Origin of the sequence: Nocardia sp. (assembly GCF_025465275.1) — a bacterium.
Classification (GTDB): Bacteria; Actinomycetota; Actinomycetes; order Mycobacteriales; family Mycobacteriaceae; genus Nocardia.
In genome coordinates, this window is the sequence record NZ_JAODNK010000052.1 from 1 (window position 1) to 9404 (window position 9404).

At 66.3% G+C, this 9404-nt stretch carries 7 protein-coding genes; 4 read left to right on the top strand and 3 right to left on the bottom strand.

Translation table 11 applies throughout. From position 1 onward, the window contains the following. Positions 1–206 precede the first annotated feature (206 nt). Positions 207–2075: a glutaminase A gene (gene glsA, locus JWN03_RS12005; protein ID WP_297613802.1), complete on the bottom strand. Its 1869-nt coding sequence runs from the start codon at positions 2073–2075 to the stop codon at positions 207–209. Positions 2076–2225: 150 nt separating this feature from the next. On the opposite strand from glsA, the gene dxs reads away from it, so the two are divergent. Both dxs and JWN03_RS12015 read left to right on the top strand, forming a co-directional pair. Next, positions 2226–4226: a 1-deoxy-D-xylulose-5-phosphate synthase gene (gene dxs / locus JWN03_RS12010; RefSeq protein WP_297613808.1), complete on the top strand. Its 2001-nt coding sequence runs from the start codon at positions 2226–2228 to the stop codon at positions 4224–4226. Positions 4227–4329: 103 nt separating this feature from the next. Beyond that, the gene (locus JWN03_RS12015; RefSeq protein ID WP_297613803.1) at positions 4330–5139 is read left to right on the top strand and encodes an enoyl-CoA hydratase; all 810 of its coding nucleotides are present in this window, start codon (positions 4330–4332) and stop codon (positions 5137–5139) included. Between the two features lie 201 nt (positions 5140–5340). On the opposite strand, the gene JWN03_RS12020 is transcribed toward JWN03_RS12015, so the two are convergent. Together JWN03_RS12020 and JWN03_RS12025 are read right to left on the bottom strand one after the other, a co-directional pair. Beyond that, complete coding sequence (locus JWN03_RS12020; protein ID WP_297613804.1) at positions 5341–6597, bottom strand: ribonuclease D; 1257 nt, start codon at positions 6595–6597, stop codon at positions 5341–5343. 139 nt (positions 6598–6736) lie between these two features. After that, complete coding sequence (locus tag JWN03_RS12025) at positions 6737–7366, bottom strand: DUF3000 domain-containing protein (protein ID WP_297613805.1); 630 nt, start codon at positions 7364–7366, stop codon at positions 6737–6739. Positions 7367–7440: 74 nt separating this feature from the next. Here JWN03_RS12025 and hemE point away from each other — a divergent pair, with 74 nt between their 5' ends. Next, positions 7441–8508 carry a uroporphyrinogen decarboxylase gene (gene hemE / locus JWN03_RS12030; protein ID WP_297613806.1) on the top strand — a complete coding sequence of 356 codons (1068 nt, stop codon included), beginning with the start codon at positions 7441–7443 and terminating at the stop codon, positions 8506–8508. A gap of 201 nt (positions 8509–8709) precedes the next feature. Then, a partial coding sequence (locus JWN03_RS12035) for a DUF222 domain-containing protein (RefSeq protein WP_297613807.1) occupies positions 8710–9404 on the top strand: 695 nt, incomplete at its 3' end.

Sequence of the window (9404 nt, forward strand, 5' to 3'; positions counted from 1 at the left end):
CCCGGCTCCGAAGGTGGTAATGGTGCCGGTGTCGATTGCACTGCTGGTCACGGCGTCCTCCTCGATCGGTTCCAGGGCACCCCGATGCTACCGACGCCCGACACACCGAACCCCGCGCCGCGCGGTCGCTCCGGCGGCTGTGGTCGGCCCGAGTGTGGATGCCAGACCCACATGCTGCCTCCACGGGGAACTCATTGTCGCGGGGTTCAGACCCCGCCGTGTGCGGCCAGCGCGCGCACGGCCGCATCGGCCTGCGCATAGGCCGCCGTCGCAAGTCGTTCCAGCAGCGCCAGTTTCACTTCCGGCGCCTGACTGGTGAGTTGATCGAACTTGTCCGGCGGCAGCACCGCCAGCCGCACCGTCGTCTCGGCATAGATGTCATTGCTGAATTGCACCCCGGTCAGCAGCGAAATCTCACCGAACGACATGCCCGGCGACAGTGAGATCAACCGGTGCCGCAGCCCGTCGCGATCCTCGAACGTCACGCGCACCCGGCCGTCGAGAATCAGGAACAGCCCGGCACGTGGACTGTCGCGCGCCACGATGCGTTCACCGCGCGCAATGGTCCGGATTTCGAATTCCTTTGCCAGCCGCTGCTTTTCATCCTCGGGTAAATCGGCGATCGCCGGATGCTGTTCCACCCGCAGCGCCGCCGAGGGCGTGCAATCCTCCGGCCGGTATTTGTCGATAATGAGCTGCTCGCACCATTCGGTGGCGCTGTCCCGGTCCGCGAACACCCGCCCGCGCGGGTCGTTCGGATTCAGGCTCGAGGTCATATGCCCGAGCTTCGCCTCCGGATCGACCAGTGCGACACGGCATCCGGCGGCGGCCAGTTCGGCTTGCAGATCATCGATCATGCGCACTGCGATCTCGCTCACATCGGCCACCTCGCGCAGATCCAGCACCAGTGCCTCCAGCTGCCCGGAGGTGTCCTCCACGGCCCGCACCGTGGATTCCGCACCCGCGAACAGTAGGTCGCCGTGCAGTTCGAAGATGCGGGCGCGCTCGCCCCACTCCCGCAGCACCGCCAGCTCATCCGCATCCCGCCGCAATCGCGAGGGCGCTTCGGCCACCGAATACGCGGTCCGAATCGCGGTGTGCGCGGCCCGCGTCACGTGCAGGAAGTGAAGCCCCAATCGGTGTGAGAGTTCCCGGCACGCCTTCACACCGCGCACGCTGCTGCCGTGTGCGTCGAGCCGCGGCGAGTACACCGCAATACCGATCTGCCCCGGCAGCACGGCCATGATTCCGCCGCCCACACCGCTTTTCGCGGGCAGTCCGACGGTGGTCACCCAGTCGCCGGCGGCGTCGTACATGCCACAGGTGGTCATGACGCTGAGTACTTGCTCGACCAGCGGTCCGGTGAGCGCGCGTTCGTGCGTGACCGGATTCACGCCGTTATTGGCGAGGGTCGCCGCCATCATCGCCAGATCACGGCAGGTGACATCGATGGAGCACTGCCGGAAGTAGCGATCCACGGCCTCTTCCGGATCGCCGTCGATGATTCCGGCGCCGCGCAGCAGATATCCGATAGCGCGATTGCGGAATCCGGTACGCGCTTCGGAGGCGTAGACATCCTCGTTGAGTTTCAGTTCGCGCCCGGCGAATCGGCTGTAGCTGCGACGTATCCGGGCAAACCGGTCGGCCGCATCACGGCCTTCGATCAATCCGGCCGCGGCAATGGCGCCGGCATTGATCATCGGATTGCGCGGTCGCTGTGTCTTGGGGTCCAGACTGATTTCGTAGAACGGTTCCCCGGTGGGCTCCACATCGATGCGCTCCGCCATCGCTGCGGTTCCGTGATCGGCGAGTGCCAGTGCGTAGGTGAACGGTTTCGAAATCGACTGAATTGTGAAGCAGGTGTCCAGATCTCCGCTGCCGTACACCCGTCCGTCCGCCGTAGCCAGGCAGATGCCGAACGAATCCGGTTGTACCGCTGCCAGTTCCGGGATGTAGTCGGCAAGCTCACCGGAGGTGTCTGCGCGGCACAACTCGTATACTTCGTCGATGATGCGGGCCACCACGCCGGGACCGGTCGTCGTCGACGCGCCGATGGCCGAAATTGGGGGGACCACGGGCCCACTGTATCCGCGTAATGTGTGTGGAGCCTCACATTCCCTGCGGATGTCGCAGGTGACAATTAGTTCCTGGGGTCGGGGGCCACTGCAGGCTCCGTAGACTGTTGCAATCACAGGAGATATCCGGAGGGAGCAATAGCCGTGGGAGTGCTTTCCCGGGTCGACATGCCCGAGGATCTGCGTCGGCTGTCGATACCGGAGCTGCGCGAGTTGGCTGAGGAAATTCGCGAGTTCCTGGTGCGAAAGGTCGCCGTCACCGGCGGGCACCTGGGCCCGAACCTCGGTGTCGTGGAGCTGACCATCGCGCTGCACCGGATCTTCGATTCGCCGACCGACCCGATCATCTTCGATACCGGGCACCAGTCGTACGTGCACAAGATCCTGACCGGCCGCAAGGACGGGTTCGACACGCTGCGCAAGAACGGCGGCCTATCGGGCTATCCGTGCCGCGCCGAGAGTGTGCACGACTGGGTGGAGTCCTCGCATGCGTCGGCCTCGCTGTCGTACGCGGACGGTCTGGCCAAGGCGTTCGCGCTGACCCGGCAGAAGCGGCATGTGGTCGCGGTTGTCGGCGACGGCGCGCTGACCGGCGGTATGTGCTGGGAGGCGTTGAACAATATCGCTGCCGGGCAGGAGCGCTCGGTCATCGTGGTGGTCAACGACAACGGTCGTTCGTATGCGCCGACCATCGGCGGTCTCGCCGAGCGGCTGGCCGGACTGCGTATGCAGCCCGCCTACGAGCAGGCGCTGGACGCCACCAAGCGCATCGTGCAGTCCATTCCGCGCGTGGGGGATTCGGCCTATTCGATGCTGCACGCCCTGAAGACGGGCATCAAGGATGCCGTCGCGCCGCAGGAGCTGTTCGGCGATCTGGGCCTGAAGTATGTGGGCCCGGTCGACGGTCACGACACCGTCGCGGTGGAGGCTGCGCTGCGGCGCGCCAAGGACTTCGGTGGTCCGGTGGTGGTGCACGTGGTCACCCAGAAGGGCCGCGGCTACAAGCCGGCCGAGGACCATGTGGCCGATCAGATGCACGCCATCAGCCGCATCGACCCGGAAACGGGTGAGCCGGTGGGTGGTTCGACCGCGCCGAGCTGGACCTCGATCTTCTCCAAGGAGCTGATCGCGCAGGCCGAGCAGCGCGACGACATTGTCGCCATTACCGCCGCCATGCCGGGTCCGACCGGATTGTCGGCGTTCGGAAAGCGCTTCCCGGAGCGCATGTTCGACGTCGGCATTGCCGAACAGCACGCCATGACCTCCGCGGCCGGTATGGCGCTGGGTGGCCTGCATCCGGTGGTGGCCATCTACTCCACCTTCCTCAACCGTGCCTTCGACCAGCTGCTCATGGATGTGTCGCTGCTGAAACTGCCCGTGACCCTGGTGCTGGACCGCGCCGGTGTCACCGGTGACGACGGCGCCAGCCACAACGGCATGTGGGACCTGTCGGTGCTCGGCATCGTGCCCGGTATCCGGGTGGCCGCCCCGCGTGATGCGGCGACGCTGCGCGAGGAGCTGGGGGAGGCCCTGCACATCAGCGACGGCCCCACCGCCATCCGCTTCCCCAAGGGCAATGTGGCCGGAGACATTTCCGCGGTCGAGCGCTTCGACGGTGTGGACGTGCTGCGCCTGCCCGATCTCGAGGACGCCTCCGCGCAATCGGTGCGCGCCGATGTCCTGCTGGTCGCCGTCGGCTCATTCGCGGACCTCGCACTGCAGGTCGCGGACGGGCTGGAGGCGGAAGGGGTTTCGGTCACCGTCATCGATCCGCGCTGGGTGCTCCCGGTCTCGGATGCGGTGGTGAAGCTGGCCGAGAACTACCGGCTGGTGGTCACGCTCGAGGACAGCGGCCTGCACGGCGGCATCGGCTGTACGGTCTCGGCGCGCCTGCGCGAGGCCGGGCTGGATGTGCCGACGCGGGATATCGGTGTGCCGCAGCGCTTCCTGGATCACGCCACGCGTGGTCAGGTGCTTCAGGACCTGGGTCTCACCCCGGCCGATGTGACGCAGCGGATCAGCGGCTGGCTGAGCGGCGGCACCCGGCCGGCTGGGGCCGAGCCGGAGATCGAAGCGGGACTGCGCTTGGCCGAGGTCGCGGAGTCGGCGGACGCGGTATCGCTCGAACAGGAGAAGGTACTGGCGGACTAGGCGGGTCTCTGGCGGCTTTTCCTTTTGCAGCAGAGCGTGTGCACCGCTGAGCTTCTCGCGTACATTCTGTAACCGGTTGCAGTTTTTCCGGTCAGGAGTCCGCATGTCGCCAGAGTTCGTGCTCGTCGAAAAGCCGCGCCCAGGGATCGCACTGGTCACCCTCAACCGCCCCGAGCGGATGAATGCCATGGCCTTCGACGTCATGGTGCCGCTGCGCGAAACCCTGGAGGCGGTCGCCGCCGACAATGACGTGCGCGTGGTTGTGCTCACCGGCGCCGGCCAGGGCTTCTGCTCGGGCGCGGATCTGACCCATGCGGGCCGGGTGCCCGGCGTGGCGGGTCTGACCAAGACCAGCGTCGCCCGCCGCTCCATGGACCTGCTCAACAATGTGATGCTCACCATCCGCCGCATGCATCAGCCGGTGCTCAGCGCCATCAATGGCGCGGCCATCGGCGGCGGCTTCTGCCTGGCCGTCGGCACCGATCTCCGCATCGCCTCGGAGGACGCGTATTTCCGCGCGGCAGGCATCAATAATGGCCTGACCTCGGCCGAACTCGGCATCAGCTATCTGCTGCCGCGTGTGGTCGGTACCACCCGGGCCTTCGAGATCATGCTCACCGGCCGCGATGTGGATGCCACGGAAGCCGAACGCATCGGCCTGGTTTCGCGCGTGGTCCCCGCCGACAAACTCCTCGAGGCGGCCTACGACACGGCCGATCAGATCATCCGGTGGAGCCGCGTAGGCACCGAACTCACCAAGCGCATGCTGTGGAGCGGCCTGGAAGCAGGCAGCTTCGAATCACACATGCAACACGAGGGCACCGCCCAGCTCTACGTCCGCCTGACCACCGAAAACTTCGACGAAGCGATCCGAGCCCGCAAAGACCGCCGCCCACCAGTATTCGAAGACTGACGGAAGCCGCGTAGTCATCCTGGCTGTCGGAGATTCCCCGTCATCCCGGCGCATTTTTGGCCGGGATCCATACTCAGCACTGATCAGCCGACCTCGGTAGATCCCGGCCAAAAGCATGCCGGGATGACGGGGACATGCATCTGGATGACGGGGTTATGCGCCCGTAGGTGGTGCCGTATTCGAGGGGCCGGGTCGACCGGCTCAGGCCTCTTTGTCGTCTGCAGGAAAGAGCGCGTCAGCCAGTCGCGAGACAGCTAGATCTCGCTGCCACGGTCTTGCCCCGCCGGCCGACAGGAAGTCGTCGATCAGGGCCGGGCCTTCGCCGTTCGCGACCGAGCGCGGCAGCCCGTCCCAGCACATGCGGCGCAGCAGGTCCGGCATCAGCAGGTTCTCCACCGGTACCGACACTTCGCCGGAAAGTTCACTCATGGCCGCGCGGGCGTGCTGCAATCGCGCGGCGGCGGCCGGATCCCGGCGCTCCCACCGGTTGACCGGCGGCGGCCCATCGAAGGGTTGCGTGAGCGGCGGGAGTTCGCTCTCGGGGAGGGCCCGGGCACGCTCGACAGCACCCAGCCATTCGCGCGAGTAGCGCCGCTGCCGGGGCCCGCCGAACACCGGCAGGGCCCGCAACTGCGCAATGGACTTGGGTTCGCTATTGGCGGCGGCCACGATCGCCGAATCCGGCAGGATGCGCGCCGGCGCCACATCGCGGAGGCGGGCCAGCCGATCGCGGGTGGTCCACAGTTCGCGCACCACGCCGAGCTGCCGGGTGCGGCGCAGCGTGTGGATCCCGGAGGTCCGCCGCCACCGATCCGATTTGGGCGCGGAGGGTTCGGCCAGTCGCACATGCTCGAATTCCTGTGCCGCCCAATCGGTCTTGCCCTGCTCCTCGAGCTCCAGCGCGACCGCGTCCCGCAGCTCCAGCAGCAGTTCCACATCGAGCGCCGCGTAGTTCAGCCATTCGTCGGGCAGCGGCCGGGTCGACCAGTCGGCGGCCCCGTGGCCCTTACGTAGTTCCCGCCCGAGCAGCTTCTCCACCATGGCGGCGAGCCCGACCCGCTCGTATCCGGCCAGTCGCCCGCCCAGTTCGGTGTCGTACAGCCGCGCCGGGTACAGCCCGAGCTCCGCGAGCCCCGGCAGATCCTGATCGGCGGAGTGCAGCACCCATTCGAGATCATTGATCGCCTCGGCGAGCGGGGTGAGGTCACCGTCCACCGGAATCGGGTCGATGAGGAAGGAGCCGGCGCCCGCACGCCGCAGCTGAATGAGGTAAGCCCGATTCGAGTACCGGAAGCCCGAAGCCCGTTCCGCGTCCACCGCGAGCGGCCCGGTGCCGGCGGCGAGCAGCCGCGCGGCGTCCGTTATTGCGGCAGCACTGTCCAATACCGGCGGCACACCCTCCGCTGGCGCGAGCAACGGTACCGCGGCAGTGGCTTCGGGCTCTTCTGGTACGGACATGGTCTTGAACTCTACGGGTAGGACAGTGGCGATCCGCGTCACGTCGGAGAAACAAAGAGGGGCGACTCGGCGCCCGACTTTCGGGAATCGTAGTTGTCCGGCGCCGATTTCGTTGCAGTACAGAAGTTCTCGCGCGCGCCTAGTCGGAATCGGTGTCGCCGCGCCGGGTATCCAGTCGGGTTACCCCGGCCGGCGGCAGCCCCGCGGCGTACGCGAGGACCTCACAGAAGGCCTCCACATGCGGCCGCATAGCGGTATCGCCGACCGTCCACGAAGCGCGTAATTCGAGCTGATGCGCACGCGGCGGTCCCGCTATGTCGCCGTATCGCACCGAACTCGTCGAGGTGACGGTGCCGCCCAGCGCTGTGAACGGCGTCCGCGAATCGAGCGAGTCCACCAGCCAACTCCACGCCACCTCGGGCAGCAGCGGATCGGCGGCGAGCGCGGAGTCGATATCGGCCTGGATATAGGCCACCAGCCGGAAGACGCCGTTCCAGGCTTCCTGCCCGTTCGGGTCGTGCAACAGGATCAGGCGGCCGAAGGCGTCCCCGTCGGAGTCGACGGGCACCACATTCGTGTCAGGGCGAGTGACTTCCGCTCCTAGTGCATAGGAGTACGGAGCCAGGCGCTGCGGAGGGCGGATCGGAGCTAGCTCGATCCGGGGGTGCATTGTTGCGGTTCCCATCGCATCGACCGCGGCGCGGAACCTTGCGGGTTCTTCAGGCTCCGGGGTCGGTGCGGCGCCGTCGCGGAAGTCGAGCGGTGTCACGTATGAGGACGGTAGACCTCTCCGGCGCGGTGTAGTGGAAGGCGCGCCGCCCGCGGCCTTTACGATGAGCCGTGATGAGCACTCACTCCCGTCGCCAGCTGACCGATGCCCCCTTCCTCGCCGCCGCCACCGGTGGCGTCCCGCATCGTCGTCCGGTGTGGTTCATGCGCCAGGCAGGCCGTTCCCTGCCCGAGTACCGCGAACTGCGCGTCGGCGTCGGCATGCTGGAATCCTGTTTCAATCCGGAGCTGGTGTGCGAGATCACCATGCAGCCGATCCGCCGCCACGATGTGGACGCGGCAATCCTGTTCTCCGACATCGTGGTTCCGCTGAAGGCCGCGGGCATCGACCTCGACATCGTCGCCGGGGTCGGGCCGGTCGTCGCCGATCCGATCCGGACCACCGCCGATGTGCGCGCGCTGCCGCGCCTGCGTGCGGAAGAAGTCGGTGCGGTCACCGCCGGTATCGGGCTGCTGCTCGATGCGCTGGACCAGACGCCGTTGATCGGCTTCGCCGGAGCGCCGTTCACGCTCGCCTCGTACCTGGTCGAGGGTGGACCCAGCAAGAACCACGAGCGCACCAAGGCGATGATGTTCTCGGACCCCGAGACCTGGCATCAGCTGCTCGGGGTGCTGACGGACATCACCATCGAGTTCCTGCAGGCGCAGATCGCTGCCGGAGTAGACGCGGTTCAGCTGTTCGACTCCTGGGCGGGTGCGCTGACGCTTGCGCAGTATCGCGAGTACGTGCTGCCGCACTCCGAGCGAGTCTTCGCCGAGGTTGCCTCTGCCGGGATCCCGCGCATCCACTTCGGTGTCGGCACCGGGGAGCTGCTCGGGGCCATGGGCGAAGCCGGTGCCGATGTTGTCGGCGTCGACTGGCGAGTGCCGCTCACCGATGCTGTTCGTCGAGTCGGCCCCGGAAAAGCGTTGCAGGGCAACCTTGATCCGGCTGTGCTGTTCGCCGGGTCGGCTGCGGTCGAATCCGAGGTTCGGCGGATTGCTCATGAGGCTGATGAAGCGATCACGCTCGGGGCTACCGGGCATATCTTCAACCTCGGGCATGGGGTGCTGCCTAATACGGATCCGACGGTTATTACTGAGACTGTGAAGTTGATTCATAGCCTGCCTGCGCCGCTCTGAATCGTTTCGTTTTAGAGAGCGAAGAGATAAAAGAACAAAAGATTAAAGACGCCTGGACGAGAAGAAGGGAAAACGACCAAGAAACAAGACGAGAAAAGAACAAGAACGGGAAATAGGCTGGTCGGTCCATCAGTCTGAATATCCGTATATCACAACACAATTCGCCTTTCCCGGGCTGTTCGGCGGCGGTAGAATAGAGGCATGAATTCGGGGGGAGAAACCACAACTGCTGTCAGTGCACACGCACTGACAGCAGCGGTCGATCACCTCCTGGATGCGTCGCTGGTTCCGTTGCACGATGATGAATTCATCGCGTTGATGCGGGAGGTGGAAACCTGCACCCGCAAACTCGAAGCGGTCAAAACCCGGTATGTCATCGAGACCACCACCCGTGGTCTGGCCCAGCGCGGCGGGGTCGCGACCCCGAAAGTGTTTCTGCGCCAAACCCTCGGGATCTCCCGCGCCGACGCCGCGTCCCGGGTCAACATCGCCGTCGAGACCGGGCCTCGCATCGTCTCGGGTGTGGAACTCGAACCCACCCTCGCCCACGTCGCCAAAGCCCACCGCGAAGGTGTGATCGGGGTCGATCATGTGCGGCGGATCATGACGGTGATGAACCGCCTGCCCGGCAGCCTCGACGCCGACGTGCGCGAAGCCACCGAGTTGCAGTTGACCGAGTTCGCCCCCACCGGGTACCCCGAAGGGTTGCCGGTCATGGGCGAAGTCCTGCTCGCAGGTCTGGACCCGGACGGCAGCTTGAGCACCGACGCCGACCGTGAGCGGATGCGCGGGCTCACCCTGGGCAGCGAACGCGCCGATGGGATGTCTCCGTTCGTGGGGGAGATCAACCGGAAGCTGCGGTCGGTCCTGGAGCCGATGTTCGCGAAGCTGGCCCG